The organism is Pseudomonas sp. 3HC3 (assembly GCF_044904505.1).
In the GTDB taxonomy this organism is placed as follows: domain Bacteria; phylum Pseudomonadota; class Gammaproteobacteria; order Pseudomonadales; family Pseudomonadaceae; genus Aquipseudomonas; species Aquipseudomonas putida_Y.
In genome coordinates this window covers 413,392-433,347 of sequence record NZ_JADDRH010000001.1, presented here as the reverse complement: position 1 = coordinate 433,347, position 19,956 = coordinate 413,392, and the positions used below count along the sequence as shown (strand labels likewise).

General features: G+C 62.7%; 15 protein-coding genes. 10 read left to right on the top strand and 5 right to left on the bottom strand.

The window, feature by feature from the left end; translation table 11 throughout:
* Nucleotides 1-82 precede the first annotated feature (82 nt).
* The gene (locus INQ47_RS02105) at nucleotides 83-1,102 is read right to left on the bottom strand and encodes a LacI family DNA-binding transcriptional regulator (RefSeq protein WP_252460076.1); all 1,020 of its coding nucleotides are present in this window, start codon (nucleotides 1,100-1,102) and stop codon (nucleotides 83-85) included.
* Nucleotides 1,103-1,308: 206 nt separating this feature from the next.
* Here INQ47_RS02105 and INQ47_RS02100 point away from each other — a divergent pair, with 206 nt between their 5' ends.
* From INQ47_RS02100 to INQ47_RS02090, 3 genes are all read left to right on the top strand, one after another.
* Nucleotides 1,309-1,848 (top strand): gluconokinase, encoded by a 540-nt coding sequence (locus INQ47_RS02100; protein ID WP_252460077.1) that lies wholly within the window; start codon nucleotides 1,309-1,311, stop codon nucleotides 1,846-1,848.
* A gap of 112 nt (nucleotides 1,849-1,960) precedes the next feature.
* Complete coding sequence (locus tag INQ47_RS02095) at nucleotides 1,961-3,313, top strand: GntP family permease (protein WP_103462453.1); 1,353 nt, start codon at nucleotides 1,961-1,963, stop codon at nucleotides 3,311-3,313.
* Between the two features lie 86 nt (nucleotides 3,314-3,399).
* Complete coding sequence (locus tag INQ47_RS02090) at nucleotides 3,400-3,702, top strand: hypothetical protein (RefSeq protein WP_404700943.1); 303 nt, start codon at nucleotides 3,400-3,402, stop codon at nucleotides 3,700-3,702.
* Nucleotides 3,703-3,716: 14 nt separating this feature from the next.
* Here INQ47_RS02090 and INQ47_RS02085 read toward each other — a convergent pair whose 3' ends face one another.
* The 4 genes from INQ47_RS02085 to INQ47_RS02070 all read right to left on the bottom strand — a co-directional run bounded on the left by INQ47_RS02085 (nucleotide 3,717) and on the right by INQ47_RS02070 (nucleotide 9,128).
* Nucleotides 3,717-5,144 carry a sigma-54 dependent transcriptional regulator gene (locus INQ47_RS02085; RefSeq protein WP_252460079.1) on the bottom strand — a complete coding sequence of 476 codons (1,428 nt, stop codon included), beginning with the start codon at nucleotides 5,142-5,144 and terminating at the stop codon, nucleotides 3,717-3,719.
* Nucleotides 5,113-6,606: a sensor histidine kinase gene (locus tag INQ47_RS02080; RefSeq protein WP_404700942.1), complete on the bottom strand. Its 1,494-nt coding sequence runs from the start codon at nucleotides 6,604-6,606 to the stop codon at nucleotides 5,113-5,115. Before INQ47_RS02080 ends, INQ47_RS02085 begins: the two co-directional genes overlap by 32 nt.
* Before the next feature lie 304 nt (nucleotides 6,607-6,910).
* On the bottom strand, nucleotides 6,911-8,362 hold the full coding sequence (locus tag INQ47_RS02075; RefSeq protein WP_252460081.1) for a sensor histidine kinase: 1,452 nt from the start codon (nucleotides 8,360-8,362) through the stop codon (nucleotides 6,911-6,913).
* A 172-nt stretch (nucleotides 8,363-8,534) separates the two neighbouring features.
* Nucleotides 8,535-9,128, bottom strand: coding sequence for a lytic transglycosylase domain-containing protein (locus INQ47_RS02070; protein ID WP_252460082.1), 594 nt, complete (start codon nucleotides 9,126-9,128; stop codon nucleotides 8,535-8,537).
* A gap of 185 nt (nucleotides 9,129-9,313) precedes the next feature.
* Here INQ47_RS02070 and gspG point away from each other — a divergent pair, with 185 nt between their 5' ends.
* The 7 genes from gspG to INQ47_RS02035 all read left to right on the top strand — a co-directional run bounded on the left by gspG (nucleotide 9,314) and on the right by INQ47_RS02035 (nucleotide 19,953).
* Nucleotides 9,314-9,739: a type II secretion system major pseudopilin GspG gene (gene gspG / locus INQ47_RS02065; protein WP_404700941.1), complete on the top strand. Its 426-nt coding sequence runs from the start codon at nucleotides 9,314-9,316 to the stop codon at nucleotides 9,737-9,739.
* Nucleotides 9,740-9,750: 11 nt separating this feature from the next.
* The gene (locus INQ47_RS02060; RefSeq protein WP_404700940.1) at nucleotides 9,751-10,941 is read left to right on the top strand and encodes a type II secretion system F family protein; all 1,191 of its coding nucleotides are present in this window, start codon (nucleotides 9,751-9,753) and stop codon (nucleotides 10,939-10,941) included.
* Between the two features lie 191 nt (nucleotides 10,942-11,132).
* A complete protein-coding gene (gene mexE, locus INQ47_RS02055; RefSeq protein ID WP_404700939.1) occupies nucleotides 11,133-12,374 on the top strand; it encodes a multidrug efflux RND transporter periplasmic adaptor subunit MexE in 1,242 nt (413 codons plus the stop codon).
* A 12-nt stretch (nucleotides 12,375-12,386) separates the two neighbouring features.
* The gene (locus tag INQ47_RS02050; protein ID WP_404700938.1) at nucleotides 12,387-15,566 is read left to right on the top strand and encodes an efflux RND transporter permease subunit; all 3,180 of its coding nucleotides are present in this window, start codon (nucleotides 12,387-12,389) and stop codon (nucleotides 15,564-15,566) included.
* Nucleotides 15,563-16,978, top strand: coding sequence for an efflux transporter outer membrane subunit (locus tag INQ47_RS02045; protein ID WP_103444471.1), 1,416 nt, complete (start codon nucleotides 15,563-15,565; stop codon nucleotides 16,976-16,978). The genes INQ47_RS02050 and INQ47_RS02045 overlap by 4 nt, the downstream gene beginning before the upstream one ends.
* 224 nt (nucleotides 16,979-17,202) lie before the next feature.
* Nucleotides 17,203-18,258 carry a tetratricopeptide repeat protein gene (locus INQ47_RS02040; RefSeq protein ID WP_252460087.1) on the top strand — a complete coding sequence of 352 codons (1,056 nt, stop codon included), beginning with the start codon at nucleotides 17,203-17,205 and terminating at the stop codon, nucleotides 18,256-18,258.
* A 78-nt stretch (nucleotides 18,259-18,336) separates the two neighbouring features.
* On the top strand, nucleotides 18,337-19,953 hold the full coding sequence (locus tag INQ47_RS02035) for a response regulator (protein ID WP_404700937.1): 1,617 nt from the start codon (nucleotides 18,337-18,339) through the stop codon (nucleotides 19,951-19,953).
* The last annotated feature ends 3 nt before the right edge of the window (nucleotides 19,954-19,956 follow it).

Genomic DNA, 19,956 nt, shown 5'->3' with positions numbered 1-19,956 from the left:
CTTCGCGGGTAAACCCGCTCCACATCTGTTTTGGGCCAATCATTCCTGTGGAAGTCGCGCGAGAAGGCCTTGGCGGGCACTCTCAGGTGCTCTCGCGCACCATCAACTCAAAGCCCAGATCCTGCTGCGCATTCGTCACCCGCTTGCCATCCAGCAACGCCAGTAGCGCTTGCGCTGCGCCCCGCCCCACCGCAGCCCGTGGCGTGCGAATCGAGGTCAGCCGCGGCACCATATGCGCCGAAGCCGGCAAATCGTTGAAACCGACCATCGCCACCTGACGTGGCACCTCCACCCCTTGACGCAAGGCCTGCAGCACCGCGCCTTGGGCCAGGTCGTCGTTACAGAAGAAGATGCCGTCGACATCCGGCGCCTGCTGCATCAGCTGGCTGAACAGCGCGCTGCCCAAGGCAATCGACGATGGCTCCGGCGCCAACACTTCCAGCTCGGCGGCCTGCAAACCGGCCTCTGCCAGCGCCTGACGGAAACCCTCGGCACGCTGCATCACCCTCGGGTCCAGCTGCGCGGCAATAAATGCAAGGCGCTTGCGCCCGCGTTCGATCAGGTGCCGTGCAGCAGCACGTCCGGCCTGATGCTGCGAGAAACCGACCGACAAAGCCCCTGTCTCGCCGTTGAGCTCCATCATGTGCACACACGGCACGCCGCTGGCAGCCAGCATCTGCCTGGCAGCATCGCTACGCTCGAAACCGGTCAACAAAATGCCACAAGGCTGATAGGCCAGGTAATTGCGGATCAGGTTCTCTTCTTCGGCAAGGTCGTAGTGATAGTTGCCGATCAGCACCTCGAGCCCACGCGGGCGCATGACCTCGTGAATGGCCTCCAGGGTGTCGATGAACAGTTGGTTGGACAACGACGGGATCAACACCACCACCGACTGGCTGCGTGCCGAGGCCAGTGCACGGGCCGCCGGGTTGGCCACATAGCCGAGGCTCGCCGCTGCGGCGATGACCTTTTCCACCAGGTCAGGCGCAACCGTGCTGACCCCACGCAAAGCGCGCGAAGCGGTAATCGGGGAAACCCCGGAAAGCCTGGCAACTTCGGCCAGGGTGGGACGACCTGTAGTACGGGAGCCGGTGCGGGACATGAATGTTGTAATTTTACTACTTGCAAGGATAGGGAACGGCCACTAAGGTAGCGCTGTCTCAGGATGCAGGCAATGTAATCTTTGGTAGCAGCCACCACGCGCTTGCCACCAGGCGTCCATACTGCGTAAGGACAAGACCAATAACACCGGGGAGGTGGCTGTTCGTCAATGGCGAGACAGCGCTATCTCACCCGCAGGAGGTACTGATGAATTCTCCCCTGTCCGCCATTGTGGTGATGGGCGTGGCCGGTTGCGGCAAAAGCTGCATCGGCGCCGCCATCGCTGCCAGAAGCGGCGGCCGCCTGATCGAAGGCGACGCTTTCCACCCTGCCGAAAACATCCGCAAGATGAGCGCTGGCATCCCGCTGGACGACAGCGACCGAGCCGGCTGGCTGGTCCGCCTTGGTGAAGAGTTGCAAGCCACCACCCAGGCCGGGGAACGCCCGATCCTGACCTGCTCGGCACTCAAGCGCCGCTACCGCGATACCCTGCGCGAAGCCATGCCCGGGCTGGTGTTCGTGTTCCTCGAACTGTCGCCTGCCGAGGCTGAAAAACGCGTGCTGGCTCGCCCAGGTCACTTCATGCCGGCCAGCCTCATCGACAGCCAGTTCGCTGCCCTGGAATCGCCACGCGGCGAACCACTGACGCTTGCACTGGACGCCACCCAACCGATCGAAGCACTGGCCGAAGCGGTAGACCGCTGGCTAAAGCGCTGCGGTGAGTCGGGCCTGGCGCAAACCGCCTGACCTCGGCGGTTTTTCCGTCTCACCAAAGACAGCGCTACCCCGACCCGTAAAGCGGGCAAAGACTCCAAAAAAGCTACGCCCAAAACAACGATAAGACCGAGGCCTTCAAACCATGTTCGGACTGGCTACTGATACTTTCCTGCTGCTCGACGCGATGGTTACCATCGTCGGGCTGATCCTGCTGATCACCCACTTCAAGGTTCACCCCTTCGTCGCCCTCACCCTCGCGGCCGGTTTCCTGGGTCTGACCTCCGGCATGCCGGTGGCCAAGGTCATGAAATCGTTCCAGGACGGTTTTGGCGGCGTACTCGGCTTCGTCGGTATCGTGCTTGCCCTGGGCACCATGCTCGGCAAGCTGATGGCCGACTCCGGGGGCGCCGACCAGATCGCGCAAACGCTCATCCGCGCCTTCGGCAAGAAGAACGTGCATTGGGCGATGATGTTCGCCGCCTTCCTGGTGGGCATCCCGCTGTTCTTCGAAATCGGCTTTGTACTGCTGATTCCACTGGTGTTCATCGTCGCCCGGCGCTCCGGCGTCTCATTGGTGAAAATCGGCATTCCGCTGCTGGCCGGCCTGTCGGTGGTGCACGGTCTGGTGCCACCACACCCGGGCCCCTTGCTGGCAATCGGCATTTTCCATGCTGACATTGGCAAGACCATCTTCTATGGTCTGCTGGTCGCACTGCCCACCGCGATCATCGCCGGCCCTCTGTTCGGTAACTTCATCTCCCGCTACATCCCGGGCAACCCGTCCCAGGAGCTGATGGACCAGATCGCCAAGGAGTCCGACCAGGGCAACCTGCCAAGCTTCAGCATCACACTGATCACCGTGCTGCTGCCGGTCGCGTTGATGCTGCTGAAAACGTTCGCCGACGTGGTGCTGCCTGCCGAGCACATCGTGCGCCAGTGGATGGACCTGATCGGCCACCCGATCACCGCCCTGCTCGCCGCCCTGCTGCTGGCCTTCTACACCTTCGGCTCGGCCCGCGGCTTCAATCGCCAACAGATCATGAAGATGCTCGACCAGAGCCTGGCACCGACTGCCGCCATCGTGCTGATCGTCGGCGCTGGCGGTGGTTTCAAGCAAATGCTGGTGGACACCGGTGTGGGTAGCGTGATTGGGCAAATGGCCGTGCAGGCGGAAATTTCGCCGATCATGCTGGCTTGGCTGGTGGCGGCGGTGATCCGCATCGCAACCGGCTCCGCCACCGTCGCCACCATTACCGGCGCGGGCATCGTGGCGCCGGTGATCGATCTGGTGCCGGGGGTGAACCGTGAGCTGTTGGTACTGGCCACCGGTGCCGGCTCGCTGATCCTGTCCCATGTGAACGACGCCGGCTTCTGGCTGGTGAAGCAGTACTTCAACATGACCGTGGCAGAAACCTTCAAGACCTGGAGCATGATGGAGACGATCCTGTCCATCGTCGGCATCATTTTCATCATGTTGCTGTCACTGGTGGTGTGACCGTTGATCGGGGTAATGGCACCTTCACGTTTCGGGTAAGGCCAAAGGGATGTATGAGCCCTACCCGTATAGCAAAGGAGCCTGCCATGCCCCGCTCAATCATCCTGTCGATTGCCCTGCTCACCTCGCCGCTGGCCTTTGCTGTCGGCTCAGGCCCGACCTACCCCGACGACCCGCACAATACGGCGCCACAGCCAGGCGCGGACAGCACCCTCAACCCGATCGAGAAGCCCTTGCCGCGGGATACCGACCCGCGCATACAGGGCAACGAACCACAAAGCCCGCCAGCCATGCAGAATGACAACCGCAATCTACCGGGGATGGATGGCAGTGGGTCGGAAGGTACCGGCCGGCAAGGAGAAGGCAGCTCGGGCACAGGTAACCGTTGACGACCCTGCCTGTACTACCACTGACGCTTGTCGGGCCGGGTCAGCCCCAGTTTTTCGATCCGGTAACGCAGCATATCCCGCGACAACCCCAGCATCCGCGCTGACTTGGTCACGTTCCAGTCGGTGCGGTCCAGGGTCTTGCAGACAAGGTCACGCTCCATGTCAGGCAGGCTTGTACCCGGTTCTGGCTCGTGCCGCGGCATTTCGAACATGGCCGCCATCGGCTGCTGCGCCAACGGCTCGTCAACCAAGGTCATGCACAGGTTCAACTGATGCGCCTGCACGACTTCGTTCGGCGCCAGCAACACGGTCTGCTCCAGCATGTTGCGCAATTCACGCACATTGCCAGGCCAGCTATAACCGAGCATCAGGTTTTCGGCCTCGGCAGAGAAGCGCAGGTTCGGCTTGCCATAACGGCGGCTATGGTGGGCAAGGAAATGCCGCGCCAGTAGCAGTATGTCCTGCCCACGCGAATACAGGCGCGGCACCTTCAAGGCGATAATGCGAAGGCGGAAGAACAGGTCACGGCGGAACTTGCCCTGCTGCACCATTTGTTCCAGGTTACAGTTGGTGGCGCTGATCACCCGCAGATCGACCTTGCGCTCTTTTACAGCACCAATCCGGCGGATGCTGCGGTCTTCCAGCAACTTGAGCAGCTTGGCCTGCAGCACCAGGTCCATTTCGCCGATCTCGTCAAGGAACAAGGTGCCGCCATCGGCAGCCTCCACCAGCCCCACCCGACGCTCCTTGGCATCGGTGAACGCGCCCTTCTCGTGGCCAAACAGTTCGGCCTCAAGCAGGTTGGCAGGGATCGAAGCGCAATTGAACTCGATGAACGGCCCTTTACTGCGCGAACCATCAAAATGCAGGGCACGGGCCACCAGCTCCTTGCCAGTACCGGTCTCGCCTTCGATCAGCACCGGTGGCAGGTCGTCACTGGCCATGCGCCGCTCGGCATCGAGCACTTGGCGCAGGGTGTGCTTGAGAGTGAGCATTACCGGCGACTCGCCGATCAATGCCTGCAACCCGGACTTCTGCGCCTCGCGCTCCTGATAGAACGACAACGTGCGCTCCATACGCTCGGTGGCCAGAGCCTTGTCCAGGGTCAGCTTGAGCTCGGCCAGTACCACCGGCTTGGTCAGGTAATGAAAGGCGCCCTCCTTCATCGCCTGCACGGCATCCTCGACATTGCCGTAGCCGGTCATCATGATCACTTTCAGGCCTGGCGCCTGGGCCACCAGGGTACGCAGCAGGTCGTGCCCGCTCATGCCTGGCAGCGAGTTGTCGGTCAGCACCGCGTCAGGCTGCGCCCGCTTGATCTGCTCCAGCGCCAGCTCTGCGCTGTGGCACACCATGACTTCGTAGCCCTTGAGGCTGAGGTAGGTGCGAATGTTGTCGGCAAGGATTTCATCATCCTCGACGACCAGGATGCTGTGCTCCATGTTCCCCTCCCGCTGCAATATTGAATGTAAGACTGACGCGGGTTCCTTCCTCTTCGCGGCTGCTCAGGCTGACCGAGCCGCCAAAACGTTCCATGATGCGTTTGACCAGGGCCAGGCCTACACCGAGGCCACCCTGCTTGGTCGTAAAGAACGGTTTGAACACCATCCGCTCCTGCTGTTGGCTCATGCCTTTACCGGTGTCGGTCAGCACGAACTCGGCACGCAGGCCTTCTTGCACATTCACCTGGGCAGTGAGCATCCCGCCAGCGGGCATGGCCTCCAGGGCGTTGGAGAACAGGCTGTTGAGAATCTGCGTGAGCTGCAGCGGCTGGCTGACCACCCACTGCACGTCAGGCCCTTCGAAATGGAAGCGCACGCCGTTGCGTTCGATCTGGTGGGCGAAGGCCAGGTGGGTGTCTTCGATGGCCGCCACCAGGTCCACGGCCTCGGGTTCTTCACTGGACGGACGCAACGACACCAGCAGGTCGCGCACCCAACGCGACATGCGGTCGACTTGGCTGATGATGTCAGTGATGTTCTTCTGCGCAGCAGGGTTGGCGGTTTCCTGGGCAAGTTCGGCGCTGGAGAGGATATTGGCCAGCGGGTTGCGCATGCTGTGAGCCACTGCCGAAGACATCTCACCCAGCGCCACATAGGTTTCGCTTGCCACCAGCCGCTCCTGCTGCAGGTGCAGCATGTGCGCCGCACGGCGCACGATCCAGAACAGCCCGAAGTAAATTAACGCGCCACCTACCAGGGTCGAGGCCCAGATCAGCAAATAGCCGCGCTGGATGCGCCGGACCAGATCCTGCGGTTCCTTGTAGATTTCCACCATGGCCAGTACCTGCTCGCCCTGGCTGTCGAACAGCGGGATGTAATTCTCGATGAACAGGTAACGCGGTGCGCGCTGGAACTTCTGCTCTTCGCGATCCTCGGCGGCCTTGTGATAACTGGCCGACACCGCCTTGCGCGAGCGGAAGGCGCGCTCAAGATCACCATCAACTTCTATCCGCTTGCCAATCAGCTCTGCGTTGGTGGACCAGACAATGGTGCGGTCGCGGGCATAAACGTTGGCCAGCAAGGTGTCCGGCAGGTGCTCGACATGATCGAGGAACTCGACCCGGGTCGCTTCGGCCAACGCCGGGGTGAACTGTAGGTGCTGCAGGTCCAGGTGCGGGTCCAGCAACTCGCCCATGGTGGTGCCCGGCGGCAATTGCGAATGGCGCACTTCGGCCTGGGCCATTGCCTGAATGAACTGCGCGGTGAGCATGGCATCGCGCTGCACGCTGTCGCGCACCACGAAGCGCGTCGAAACGTAACCCAGCCCACCGGCCACCGTGGTGATGATCAACAGGCTGATAACCGAAAACCAGCGCAGCAGGTTGAATTCACGCAAGGGTACGGCCAGTCCGCTGGCGGTCGCATTGGCCTTTTCGGGCGCTTCGTTTTCCAGCATCTGCATCGCGTAGTTCCCGCGCAGGGCGTACGTTCAGAACTGCATCAAGGCCAATGGCAGTAGCCAATGGTTAGCAATCCACCCGGCAGTCGCAGCTGCCCTTTGTCGTGTGTCGCGCTTCACAAATTACGCTGCAAAAACTCAGCCAGCAGGACTATTACCTATTAAAACCGTTATTTATCAGTAAGTTGAAATAACTTTCTAGATTAATTTTGAGGAGCCTTCCCCACATCTGGGTGATTTTGACCCAAAACATTATTACCTTTTATATCAATATCTTACATCACTTTATTAATGTGTCTTGGTTCTTTCAGGCCAGTCGGAAACTTAACGAAACCCTTGTACCATGGCCCTCGCTGCTGCTGAGCCGAACCGAACCGCCGAAGCGTTCCATGATGCGTTTCACCAGCACCAGCCCCACCCCCAGCCCACCTGGTTTGGTCGTGAAGAATGGCCGGAAGGCCATACGCTGCTGTTCGCCGTTCATGCCCTTGCCATTGTCGGACAGGCGCAAGGTCAGGCTGCGCCGGTTGTGACGTATCACTTCGATACGCAACCGCCCGCCCTGCTCCATCGCTTCCAAGGCATTGGCGATCAAGCTACTGAATACTTGGCGCAGCAATACCGGGTGCCCCAACACCTGCACGGCCGGTAATGGTTGCAGGTCCAGGCTTACTCCGCCGCGCGCCAGCGGCACAGCGTAGGTCTGCAGGGCCTCCTCCAGCGCCTGCGGCAAGTCCACCGCCAACGCCTCGTCATTCAGCGGGCGCAGTGACTGCAGCATCTGGCGGATCCACTGTGACATGCGATCGACTTGGTTGATGATGTCGTTGACCTGGCTCTGCGCCGGGCCTTCGTCGAACGCCTGGGCCAGTTCGGCACTTGAGCGGATACTGGCCAGCGGGTTGCGCAGGCTATGGGCCACTGCCGACGACACCTCACCCAGTGCCACGTAGGTTTCGCTGTTGATCAGCCGCTTCTGCTGCACCGCCAGCAGCCGTGCGGCGCGGTGCATGATGCCGTAAAGGCCGATATAGACCAGTGCAGCGCCGACCGTGATGGCCAACCAGATCAGGATCAGGCCACGCTCGATGCGTACGATCAGGTCATGGGGTTCCTTGTAAATCTCGACCATCGCTGTGACCTGGTCGCCATCGGCATCGAACAGCGGAATGTAGTTCTCGATGAATAGTTGCTTGGGCGGGGTGATGAACTTCTGCTCGGTGCGGGCCTGTTCGAAGTTGTGGTAGCTGGCCGAAACCCGCATCTTGTACTCGAAAGCCCGATTCAAGTCTTCGTCGCCTTCAATCAGCTTGCCGATCAGTGCCGGGTTGGTGGACCAGATCACTGTATGGTCCAAAGCATAAATATTGGCCAGCAGAATGTCGGGCAGGTGAGCGATATGGTCAAGGAACTCGCCGCGGGCCATGCGCCGGGCTTCCGGGTCGACGTCGGGCAAGTTATTGCGGTCAGTGCGCGGATCGAGCAGTTCGCCCATGGTCCGCACATTGGGGATCGACACATGGCGCACTTCGGCATCAGCGATGGAGGTGATGAACTGTGCGGTGAGTAACGCGTCACGCTCGACGCTCTCGTCGATGATGAAGCGGCTGGAAATCAGCCCCAGCCCGGCAGCCACCGAGAGAATGATGGCTAGACTGACCCAGGCATACCAGCGCAGCAGGTTGAACGGCTTGCGCAGGACGGCCAACTCGCTACCGGCAGGCACGTCAATAGTGTCGGAACGAGGGGCGACGTCCATAACGGACACCTCAGTTGGGCACCTTTAGAAGGTTATAGCCCAGACTTGGGGAAACCATGGTATTAAATTAATGGCATCCGCCGAAGGGTACTGATTCCCTCCTCACTTCACCTGCCCGATACAGCCGAGGGTGGCGCGGCCCCTGTGGAATACGGAAGCTGCAAGCCAGTTGTTACAACGACGAATCATCAGTCAACCCTTGCAACTTGCGATACTCGCGCAGCACCGTGGGCACATAGCGCCGGGTCTCGGCAAACGGCGGCACGGCACCGCGCCGCAATACAGCATCCGGGCCGGCGTTGTAGGCCGCTACGGCCAAGGTGATGTCGTTGTCGAACAGGGTGAGCATCTGCTTGAGGTAGCGTGCCCCGCCTTGCACATTGTCTTCAGGGTCCAGCCGGTCTTGCACCCCCATCTCGCGGGCGGTATCCGGCATCAGTTGCATCAACCCCACTGCCCCCGCCCGCGAACGGGCTTTGGGGTTGTAGCCGGACTCGGCCTTGATCACCGCGTGCAGCAGCGCCGGCGGCACGTTGTGGATGCGCGCAGCCGTGGCGACTACCTCGGCGTAAGGGCGTCCAGTGATCATTTGCGCCTTGACCGGCCCACCCTGGGCCAGCGGCTCGTTGATCACCCTCTCATAGTGGCGCCCTGGTCTATGGACATTGCTCAGCACGTAGCCCCCCTTGGCATCGATTGAGATGTACACATCGGCCTGGGCAGCACCTGCCGCCAGCCAGATCAAACCGAGGATGAGTCCACGCATGCCGGTCGCCTCTTCGTCGTGGCCCCGATGTGGGGGAAATGCCCCGGAAAACCCGAGGACAGTCACCACGACGCAAGCACTGTGCCGCTTCCTGTGCCCCATGGCGCAAGGCCCCGGGGCAGACGTGCACGGCTGTTGCATGGTGCATGTCAACGCTTGTCCCCATAGCAGTGGAGGGCTTCACCATGCAGCGCAGAACCAACCCGCAACGTGGCTTCACTCTGCTTGAACTCCTGGTGGTACTGGTGGTACTCGGTCTGCTGGCCGGCATCGTCGCGCCCAAGTACTTCAGTCAGCTAGGCCGCTCCGAGGCCAAGGTTGCGCGGGCGCAGATCGAGGGGCTGAGCAAGGCCCTGGACTTGTACCGCCTGGAGGTCGGCCACTACCCCAACAGCGAACAAGGCTTGCAGGCACTGGTGGTCGCCCCCAGTGGCGAGGCTCGCTGGACCGGCCCGTACCTGCAGAAGGCCGTGCCAAAAGACCCGTGGGGCCGCCCGTATATCTACCGGCAACCCGGCGAGAACGGCGGTGAGTACGACCTGCTGTCGATGGGCAAGGACGGCCAGCCGGGTGGCGATGGGGAAAACGCCGAAATTACCAGCTGGCAGTAAGGAGAGTGGCCATGCGCTACAACCTCAAGGCCCTGGGTAGGCAGGGTGTGGTGCAGTTGCAGATCGACGCCGAGGACGCCGACCAGGCCCGCCGCCAGGCCGAAGACCAAGGCCTGCGTGTGCTCAGCCTGCGCAGCAGCGGCGGCGCCCTGAGCGGCATGGCTTGGCGCCGTGAAGCGGCGTTCGACCTGGTGCTGTTCAGCCAGGAACTGTCAACCTTGCTCAATGCCGGCCTGCCACTGATCGACGCACTGGAAAGCCTGGCGGAAAAGAGCCCGGCAGCGACAGCGCGCAAGGTGCTCGCCGAGCTGGTGCGCCAGTTGTACGAGGGACGCTCGCTGTCCCAGGCTCTGGGCCAGCAACCGCGGGTATTCCCGCCGTTGTATGTGGCGCTGGTGCAGTCCAGTGAACGCACCGGTGCTCTGGGCGACGCCCTCACCCGCTATATCAGCTATCGCCAGCGCCTGGACCTGGTCCGGCAGAAACTGGTGGGTGCCTCGGTCTACCCGTTACTCCTGTTGCTGGTGGGGGGTGGTGTGGTGTTGTTCCTGCTCGGCTATGTGGTGCCGCGGTTCAGCCAGGTGTTCGAGGGCATGGGCAGCGAGCTACCCTGGCTGTCACGGGTACTGATGCAGATCGGCCTGTTTCTGCATGCCCAGCAATCCTCACTGGCGCTGGGCAGCGTCGGTGGGGGCGCGGCGCTTTGGCTGCTGCGCCGGCACCCGCGTGTACGGTACTGGGCCTCCTGCCAACTGCGGCGCCTGCCAGCACTGCACCAGCGCCTGATGATGTACGAGCTGGCGCGCTTCTATCGCTCGCTGGGCATCCTGCTGCAAGGCGGCATTCCCATCCTCACCGCCATGGGCATGGCCCGCGGCCTGCTCGGCAACGCAGCAGCGCAGGGCCTGGAGCAGGCCTGCCAGCGGGTGGGCGAAGGGCTGCCGCTCTCCGATGCACTGGCGGCCGGGCACCTGGTGACGCCGGTTTCACTGCGCTTGCTGAGGGCTGGCGAGCAGTCCGGCAACCTGGGTGAGATGCTGGAGCGCTGCGCCGACTTCCATGACCAGGAAATCGGCCGCTGGGTGGAGTGGTTCGTCAAACTGTTCGAGCCGCTGCTGATGACCTTCATCGGCCTGCTGATCGGCCTGATCGTGATCCTCATGTACATGCCGATCTTCGAGCTGGCCTCAAGCATTCACTGAATGGCCAGGCCCAGGCTCTCGCGTAACGGGGTGCCTGCACAGGCAGTACGCTGCGCCCAACCATGGCCGCCATCGATAATTGATCCCCACCTATCATTCAGCGTGATATTAACCTTCGCCCCGTTCGATTCGTACCTCACGCGCAACACACTCACACTCCGCCCACTACTAATACATTGGCGGAGTTCTCCATGGAACAATCACTCAAACCCTTGCGCTTTCCCCTCGCTGCCCTGGCAGTGGTGGTGATCAGCGCTTGCGGTCGAACCCCCGACGCCGTGCAGGCTCCCGCCGCGCCCAAAGTAACTGTGGCCAAGGTGATCGAGCAACCGATCAACGAATGGGACGAGTTCACCGGCCGCCTCGAAGCCCCGGAAACCGTCGAAGTGCGCCCGCGGGTCTCCGGCCAGATCGACCGGGTGGCCTTCACTGAAGGCGCCCAGGTCAAGAAAGGCGACCTACTGTTCCAGATTGACCCGCGCCCGTTCCAGGCAGAAGTACGCCGCCTCGAAGCCCAGTTGCAGCAGGCCAAGGCCACCGCCATCCGCAGCGCCAACGAAGCCCGTCGTGGCGAGCGCCTGCGTGACAGCAACGCCATCTCCGCCGAACTGGCCGAATCGCGCAGCAGTGCCGCTGCCGAGGCCCGTGCCGGGGTCGATGCAATCCAGGCCCAGCTCGACCTGGCGCGCCTGAACCTCAGCTTCACCCGCGTCACTGCGCCCATCAGCGGCCGTGTCAGCCGCGCCGAGTTCACCGCCGGCAACATCGTCACAGCCGATGTCACCCCGCTGACCAGCGTGGTGTCCACCGACAAGGTCTACGCCTACTTCGACGCCGACGAGCGCGTGTACCTCAAGTACACCCAGCTGGCCCGTGAAGGCCAGCGTGGCCAGAGCACCCCGGTATACCTGGGGCTGACCAACGAAAGCGGCAACCCGCACCTGGGCCACATGAACTTCGTCGACAACCAGGTCAACCCGCGCACCGGCACCATCCGCGGCCGCGCGGTATTCGACAACAGCGACGGCGAGTTCACACCAGGCTTGTATGCGCGCCTGAAACTGGTCGGCAGCGCCCAGTACGACGCCATGCTGATCAACGACGAAGCCGTGGGTACCGACCTTGGCAAGAAGTTTGTGCTGGTCATGGGCAAGGACAACAAAGCCACCTACCGCACCGTGGAACTGGGGCCGAAACTTGAAGGCTTGCGCATCGTACGCAGCGGCCTGGACAAGGGCGAACGCATCGTGGTGAAGGGCCTGCAGCGCGTGCGCCCTGGTTCACCGGTAACCCCGGAGGAAACACCGATGGCCAGCGAGCAAACCCTCGCCGCCCTCGCACGGCAGCGTCAGGCCCTGGAGGCCAGCAACCCGGCGCCGAAAATGGCGGGCAATAACGTGAAAGTCGCCGGCGCCCAGGCGCCACGCGGTTAAGGGACCCTACCGATGAACTTCTCGAAATTCTTCATTACCCGGCCGATCTTCGCCGCGGTGCTTTCGCTGGTGCTGCTGATTGCGGGTTCTATCTCGCTGTTCCAGCTGCCAATCAGCGAATACCCTGAAGTGGTACCGCCCACCGTGGTGGTGCGCGCCAACTTCCCCGGCGCCAACCCCAAGGTCATCGGCGAAACCGTTGCCGCGCCGCTGGAGCAGGCCATTACCGGTGTGGAGAACATGCTGTACATGTCCTCCCAGTCCACTGCCGATGGCAAGCTGACGCTGACCATCACCTTCGCCCTGGGTACCGACCTGGACAACGCCCAGGTGCAGGTGCAGAACCGCGTCACCCGTACCCAGCCCAAGCTGCCCGAGGAAGTGACCCGTATCGGTATCACCGTCGACAAGGCCTCGCCTGACCTGACCATGGTCGTGCACCTGACCTCGCCGGACAACCGCTACGACATGCTCTATCTGTCCAACTACGCCATCCTCAACATCAAGGACGAGCTGGCGCGCCTGGGCGGCGTAGGTGACGTGCAGCTGTTCGGCATGGGCGACTACTCGCTGCGCGTATGGCTGGACCCGAACAAGACCGCTTCGCGCAACCTGACAGCCAGTGATGTGGTAGCCGCAATCCGCGAGCAGAACCGCCAGGTGGCCGCCGGCCAGCTGGGCGCACCGCCTGCCCCAGGCTCGACCAGCTTCCAGCTGTCGATCAATACCCAGGGCCGCCTGGTCAACGAGGAAGAGTTCGAAAACATCATCATCCGCGCCGGTGCCGATGGCGAAATCACCCGCCTGAAGGACATCGCCCGGGTCGAACTCGGCTCCAGCCAGTACGCCCTGCGCTCGCTGCTGAACAACCAGCCGGCGGTGGCCATCCCGATCTTCCAGCGCCCAGGCTCCAATGCCATCGAGATCTCCGACGAAGTGCGGGCGAAAATGGCCGAGCTGAAAAAGGACTTCCCGGAAGGGATGGACTACAGCATCGTCTATGACCCGACCATCTTCGTACGCGGATCCATCGAGGCGGTGGTGCACACCCTGTTCGAAGCCCTGGTGCTGGTGGTGCTGGTGGTGATCCTGTTCCTGCAGACCTGGCGCGCCTCGATCATCCCGCTGCTGGCTGTGCCGGTCTCGCTGATCGGTACCTTCGCGGTCATGCACCTGTTCGGCTTTTCACTCAACGCGCTGTCGTTGTTCGGGCTGGTGCTCGCCATCGGTATCGTGGTGGACGATGCCATCGTCGTGGTAGAGAACGTCGAACGTAACATCGGGCTGGGCCTGAAGCCGCTGGAAGCCACGCAAAAAGCCATGAGCGAAGTGACCGGGCCGATCATCGCCACCGCCCTGGTACTGTGCGCGGTGTTCGTACCTGCTGCGTTCATTTCCGGCTTGACCGGGCAGTTCTACAAGCAGTTCGCCCTGACCATCGCCATTTCGACCGTCATTTCGGCGTTCAATTCGCTGACCCTGTCGCCAGCCTTGGCCGCGGTGCTGCTCAAGGAGCACCACGCACCCAAGGACCGTTTCTCGCGGTTCCTCGACAAACTGCTGGGCAGCTGGCTGTTCTCCCCGTTCAACCGTTTCTTCGACCGTGCGTCCAACCGCTACGTCGGTGGCGTGCGCCGGGTCATCCGCTCCAGCGGCATCGCCCTGTTCGTGTATGCCGGCCTGATGGGCCTTACCTACCTGGGCTTCTCGTCCACCCCGACCGGTTTCGTGCCGGCCCAGGACAAGCAGTACCTGGTGGCCTTCGCCCAACTGCCGGACGCGGCCAGCCTCGACCGTACCGAAGCGGTGATCAAGCGCATGAGCGAAATCGCCCTCAAGCAGCCTGGCGTGGCCGACTCGGTGGCCTTCCCGGGCCTGTCTATCAACGGTTTCACCAACAGCCCGAACAGCGGCATCGTGTTCACCCCGCTCAAGCCATTCGATGAGCGCAAGGACCCGAGCCAGTCAGCGGCAGCCATCGCAGCCGCGCTGAATGCCAAGTTCGCCGACATCCAGGACGCCTACATCGCGATCTTCCCGCCGCCGCCGGTACAGGGCCTGGGCACGATTGGCGGCTTCCGTCTGCAAATCGAAGACCGTGGCAACCTGGGTTACGAAGCGCTGTATAAAGAAACCCAGAACATCATCGCCAAGAGCCACAACGTGCCAGAGCTGGCCGGCCTGTTCACCAGCTACCAGGTCAACGTGCCACAAGTCGATGCCGCCATCGACCGGGAAAAGGCCAAGACCCACGGCGTGGCGATCACCGACATCTTCGACACCCTGCAGGTCTACCTGGGCTCGTTGTACACCAACGACTTCAACCGCTTCGGCCGTACCTATCAGGTCAACGTCCAGGCTGAGCAGCAGTTCCGCCTTGATGCCGAGCAGATCGGCCAACTTAAGGTGCGCAACAACCTTGGCGAGATGATCCCGCTGGCGACCTTCCTCAAGGTCAGCGATACCTCGGGGCCGGACCGGGTCATGCACTACAACGGCTTCATCACTGCCGAGATCAACGGTGCCGCCGCACCGGGCTACAGCTCTGGTCAGGCGGAAGCTGCAATCGAGAAGCTGCTGAAAGAGGAATTGCCCAACGGCATGACCTTCGAGTGGACCGACCTGACCTACCAGCAGATCCTCTCGGGCAATACCGCGCTGCTGGTGTTCCCGCTGTGCGTGCTGCTGGCGTTCCTGGTGCTGGCCGCCCAGTACGAAAGCTGGAGCCTGCCACTGGCGGTGATCCTGATCGTGCCAATGACCCTGCTGTCGGCCATCACCGGTGTGATCGTATCGGGTGGCGACAACAACATCTTCACCCAGATCGGCCTGATCGTACTGGTGGGCCTGGCGTGCAAGAACGCGATCCTGATCGTCGAATTCGCCAAGGATGAACAGGCCAAGGGCCTCGACCCGCTGGCTGCGGTGCTGGAAGCCTGCCGCCTGCGTCTGCGGCCGATCCTGATGACCTCGATCGCCTTCATCATGGGCGTGGTGCCCCTGGTGTTCAGCTCCGGTGCAGGTTCGGAAATGCGCCATGCCATGGGTGTGGCGGTGTTCTCGGGAATGATCGGCGTAACCGTGTTCGGCCTGTTCCTGACCCCGGTGTTCTTCTTCCTGATCCGCCGTTTCGTCGAGCGTCGCCAGGTCCGCAAGGCTGAACACGCTCAAGTGCTGGAGAACCACGCATGAACCTGCTCAAACCCCTGACCCCAAGCCTGCTGGCACTGGCCCTGGCGGCCTGTGCGGTAGGCCCGGACTACCAGGCGCCAGCTACCGAACCTGCACAACTGGGCAGCGATGTGCAGGCCAAGGCCTACGACCGAAGCCGCTTCGAGAGCCTGTGGTGGAAGCAGTTCGACGACCCGGTGCTGAACCAGCTGGTGCAGGCTTCGCTGGACGGCAACCGTGACTTGCGCGTTGCCTTCGCCCGCCTGAAATCGGCCCGCTCGATCCGCGAAGACGCCGAGAACGACCCGTTCCCGGTGGTCACCAGCCGTGCCAGCAGCGATCTCGGCAAGGGCCAGATCCCCGGCCAGACCACGCAGCGAGTGAACAGTGAGCGCTACGACCTGGGCCTGGACATGGCCTGGGAACTTGACCTGTTCGGCCGCATCCAGCGCCAGATCGAAGCCAGCGAAGCCCAGGAAGCGGCGGCCGCCGCCGACCTGCAACAGCTGCAGGTCAGCCTGATCGCCGAACTGGTCGATGCCTACGGGCAACTGCGCGGTGCCCAGTTGCGCGAAAAGATTGCCCTGGCCAACCTGAAGACCCAGCAGGAATCACGCACCATTACCGAAACCCTGCGCGATGCCGGCGTGGGCAATGACCTCGACGTGGTGCGTGCCGATGCGCGCCTGGCCGGGGTCGAAGCCACCGTACCGCAACTGCAAGCCGAACAGGCTCGGGCTCGGCACCGCATCGCCACCCTGCTCGGCCAGCGCCCTGACGCGCTCAGCGTAGACCTGTCGCCCAAGGCGCTGCCGGCCATCGCCAAGGCGTTGCCGGTGGGTGACCCGGGTGAGTTGCTGCGCCGTCGCCCGGACATCCGCAGCGCCGAACGCCAACTGGCGGCCGCCACCGCCAACGTTGGCGTGGCCACCGCCGACCTGTTCCCCCGTGTCAGCCTCAGTGGCTTCCTCGGCTTTACCGCCGCCCGCGGCTCGCAGATCGGCTCTTCGGCGGCCAACGCCTGGGCGCTGGGCCCGAGCATTACCTGGGCAGCCTTCGACCTGGGCAGCGTGCGGGCCCGCCTGCGCGGCGCCAAGGCCGATGCCGAAGGGGCACTGGCCAACTACGAACAGCAGGTGCTGCTGGCCTTGGAGGAGTCGGCCAATGCCTTCAGCGATTACGACAAGACCCAGCAGCGCCTGCTGTCGCTGATGCGCCAGAGCGATGCCAGCCGCAAGGCAGCAGAACTGGCCTCGATTCGATATCGCGAGGGTACCGTGGACTACCTGGTACTGCTCGATGCCGAGCGTGAGCGGCTGAGTGCTGAAGATGCGCAAGCTCAGGGTGAAGTCGAGCTGTACCGCGGCATCGTCTCGATCTACAAGGCCCTGGGCGGCGGCTGGCAACCGGAGACGGTGGCCAGCGCACACTGACACACCCCGTTTCAACGGCTCCTTTGGTTGGCTCCTCCCCCAACCTCTTGCCCCGCAGGCCATGGTCTACGGGGCTTTTTTACGTTTGCCATTTATTTACAACAATACACAATGCATGGAATGCCAGCGCAGGCTTGGCTCATGGCAAGCGGCTTGGCCGGCTCGGTTGCATTTACCCCCCGGCTGGCCCAAGCTCAGCCCTTCCCGCCGCCACGGATCGTCCGATGCCCAGACGCAACCGCTACCTGATCGCCCTGCTGTTGTTGGTTCTGGTATCGGCCCTGTTCGGCTACCTGTGGCGCGACACCCCGCCAAGCCCGCCGAACTTGCCTGCACACAGCTACGCCAAGGCGCTGCGCCTTGCCCACGACGGCCAGCCCGGTGCCGCACGGGTGCTGTACCAGCAATTGCAGCGTAACGACCTGCCTGCCATCCGCCGGGCGGCGCTCTACGCCGAATTGCCCAACTACCCCTCGCCGCAGGCATTGAAACTGGCCAGACAGGACCTGGAACAGGCCGACCCGCTGGTGCGCCGAGCGGCCATTGCCAGTATCCGCCGCCTGTTACCGCCCGCACAGCGCAGCCTGGTACTCGGCCCGCTGCTGGACGACGGCGAGCAAAGCGTGCGCTTTGCCGCCGTGGATGCCCTGCTGGGCCTCGATCCCGACGCCATCGGCCTCTATTTCGGCCCGCTGCAGTCAGCACTGGAACAATACCAACAGGCCCTGGAGCAACAACCCGAAGATGCCGACGCCCAGGTGCACCTGGCGCGCCTTTACCTGCACGAAAACGACTACACGCACGCCGCGGCGGCCCTGCACCGTGCGCTCGCGGTCGCCCCCGGCAACCTTGAAGCCTTGGCGACTCAGGTACGTCTGCTCGAGCGCCAGGGCCATCACGATGCCTCCCGCCAGGTCCTGGGCAAAGCACTTGCGCTGAGCCCCGACTCGGCCTTTCTGCAGTATGAGCTAGGGCTTTGGCTCAATCGCCACGAACAGCGTGAGTATGCCTTGCTGGCGCTGTCCCGCGCCGTGGAACTGGACCCGGACAACGCCGACTACCGCTACACACTGGCGGTCACCCTGCATGAACTGGACCAGCTCGACGCCGCCCAGAAGCAACTGGAAACCATACTCAATCGCCAGCCAGCCAATCGCCGGGCACGGGTGCTGCTGATCCAGTACTGGAAAGAGTCCGGCCAACTGCAGAACGTGCAAGTATCGCTAGCCGAGCTGGAGCGCCAAAACCCGGACGACCCTGCACTGCAACAAGGCCTGTAGGCAGAACCTGGATTCAGTTGAACCCTGAGGTTGTAGCAAGGTCCAGTGGGTATCAGGCCACCCTAAAGGAGAGTCGTTTTGGCCAGTTCGTTGGCGCTGGATGAACGTGCCTTGATCCTCGCACCGCCAGAACTGGCGGCGGACACCTCGCGTCTGCTCTCTTCTGCCGGCATCAACAGCCTCTGCGCGGTCGACCTGGCCAACCTGCAGGCGCGTCTGGCCGAAGGCGCAGGCTTGGCGATCATTGCCGAGCAGGTGTTCAACCAAGGCCCAAGTGCCTTGCTACAGGCATTCATCGACCAGCAACCGAGCTGGTCGGATTTGCCCATTGTGCTGGTGACCCAGGGTGCCTGGTCGGCAGCTTGCGTGAGTCATCATCCGGTGGGTAATCTTCTCTGGCTGGTCGCGCCCTTCGAGAATGCCCAGTTGCTGCACATGACCCGGTCCGCGCTGCGCAACCGCCGGCGACAGTACGTTACCCGTGACCAGCTCTATGGCATGCAGCAGCGCCTGGACGGCCAGCCTTCAACGCCAGGCAAGGAGCAGGAGCACAGTGAATTCGCCCGCTACCAGGCACGCAAGATGGAGGCCATCGGCCAACTGGCCGGCGGCGTCGCCCATGACTTCAACAACCTGCTCACCAGCATCAGCGGCAGTTTCGAACTTATCCAGCGACGCCTGCGCCAAGGCCGCGGCGACGGCCTGGATGGCGTTCTGTGTATGGGCCGCGAGGCCGTCTCACGCGCCGCCCGCCTGACCCACCGCCTGCTTGCCTTCTCTTCCCGCCAATCGCTGCACAGCCAACGTATAGACCTGCCTACTTTGCTCGATGTAAAGCGCCTGAAGGCCTGCCTGAGCCCGGCAATAACCCTGCAAGTGCACGCGGCCAAAAACCTGTGGCCCGTGGAGGCGGATGACCAGCAGTTGCAAGAAGCCCTCGACAACCTGCTGCTCAATGCCAGCGAAGCCATGCCCAACGGTGGCCGGCTACGCATCGAGGCAAACAATCATCACATCACCACCGAGCAGGCCGCTGGCGGCGTTCTGCGCACTGGCGATTATGTGCGCCTGCGGATCATCGACAGCGGCCAGGGCATGGCACAGAGCACACTGGAGCACGCCTTCGAACCGTTCTTCAGCACCAAGGCGACCGGCCAGGGCATTGGCCTGGGGTTGTCCATGGTGTACGGCTTCAGCAAGCAGTCCCACGGGCATATCACCCTCAGCAGCGAGATTGGCCAGGGTACCCAAGTGGAGCTGTATTTGCCGCGCCATCTCGGCCAGGCCCTGTCATCCAGCAAGCCTGTGCCGCCCAGGCAAGACGGCTGCAGCCGACACGTGCTGATTGTCGAAGACGATCCCCATGTGCGCCAACTGCTCTGCCAGGCGCTGCGCGAAAACGGCTTCCCCTGCCAAAGCGCAGCCGACGCCAACGAGGGCCTGAAGCTGCTGCGCTCGGCACAACCGGTGGATTTGCTGGTCACTGATGTGGGCTTGCCCGGCATGAACGGCCGGCAACTGGCAGAAATTGCCCGCAGCCTGCGGCCACAATTACCGGTGCTGTTCATCACCGGTTACGCGGAAACAGCCATGGCCCGTGAAGGCTTCCTGGGCGCTGGCATGCACCTGATCTGCAAGCCGTTCGAGTTGCAGCAGTTGCAGGCTCAAGTGACACAGATTCTAGGCAACCCTTGAAGC

Excerpts from the sequence above, each read along its gene's own strand:
- INQ47_RS02050 (WP_404700938.1), top strand. The coding sequence starts at position 12,387 with ATGAACTTCTCGAAATTCTTCATTACCCGGCCGATCTTCGCCGCGGTG.
- mexE (WP_404700939.1), top strand. The coding sequence starts at position 11,133 with ATGGAACAATCACTCAAACCCTTGCGCTTTCCCCTCGCTGCCCTGGCA.
- INQ47_RS02040 (WP_252460087.1), top strand. The coding sequence starts at position 17,203 with ATGCCCAGACGCAACCGCTACCTGATCGCCCTGCTGTTGTTGGTTCTG.
- INQ47_RS02075 (WP_252460081.1), bottom strand. The coding sequence starts at position 8,362 with ATGGACGTCGCCCCTCGTTCCGACACTATTGACGTGCCTGCCGGTAGC.
- INQ47_RS02100 (WP_252460077.1), top strand. The coding sequence starts at position 1,309 with ATGAATTCTCCCCTGTCCGCCATTGTGGTGATGGGCGTGGCCGGTTGC.
- INQ47_RS02045 (WP_103444471.1), top strand. The coding sequence starts at position 15,563 with ATGAACCTGCTCAAACCCCTGACCCCAAGCCTGCTGGCACTGGCCCTG.
- INQ47_RS02095 (WP_103462453.1), top strand. The coding sequence starts at position 1,961 with ATGTTCGGACTGGCTACTGATACTTTCCTGCTGCTCGACGCGATGGTT.
- INQ47_RS02070 (WP_252460082.1), bottom strand. The coding sequence starts at position 9,128 with ATGCGTGGACTCATCCTCGGTTTGATCTGGCTGGCGGCAGGTGCTGCC.
- INQ47_RS02105 (WP_252460076.1), bottom strand. The coding sequence starts at position 1,102 with ATGTCCCGCACCGGCTCCCGTACTACAGGTCGTCCCACCCTGGCCGAA.
- INQ47_RS02085 (WP_252460079.1), bottom strand. The coding sequence starts at position 5,144 with ATGGAGCACAGCATCCTGGTCGTCGAGGATGATGAAATCCTTGCCGAC.
- INQ47_RS02080 (WP_404700942.1), bottom strand. The coding sequence starts at position 6,606 with ATGCAGATGCTGGAAAACGAAGCGCCCGAAAAGGCCAATGCGACCGCC.
- gspG (WP_404700941.1), top strand. The coding sequence starts at position 9,314 with ATGCAGCGCAGAACCAACCCGCAACGTGGCTTCACTCTGCTTGAACTC.
- INQ47_RS02090 (WP_404700943.1), top strand. The coding sequence starts at position 3,400 with ATGCCCCGCTCAATCATCCTGTCGATTGCCCTGCTCACCTCGCCGCTG.
- INQ47_RS02060 (WP_404700940.1), top strand. The coding sequence starts at position 9,751 with ATGCGCTACAACCTCAAGGCCCTGGGTAGGCAGGGTGTGGTGCAGTTG.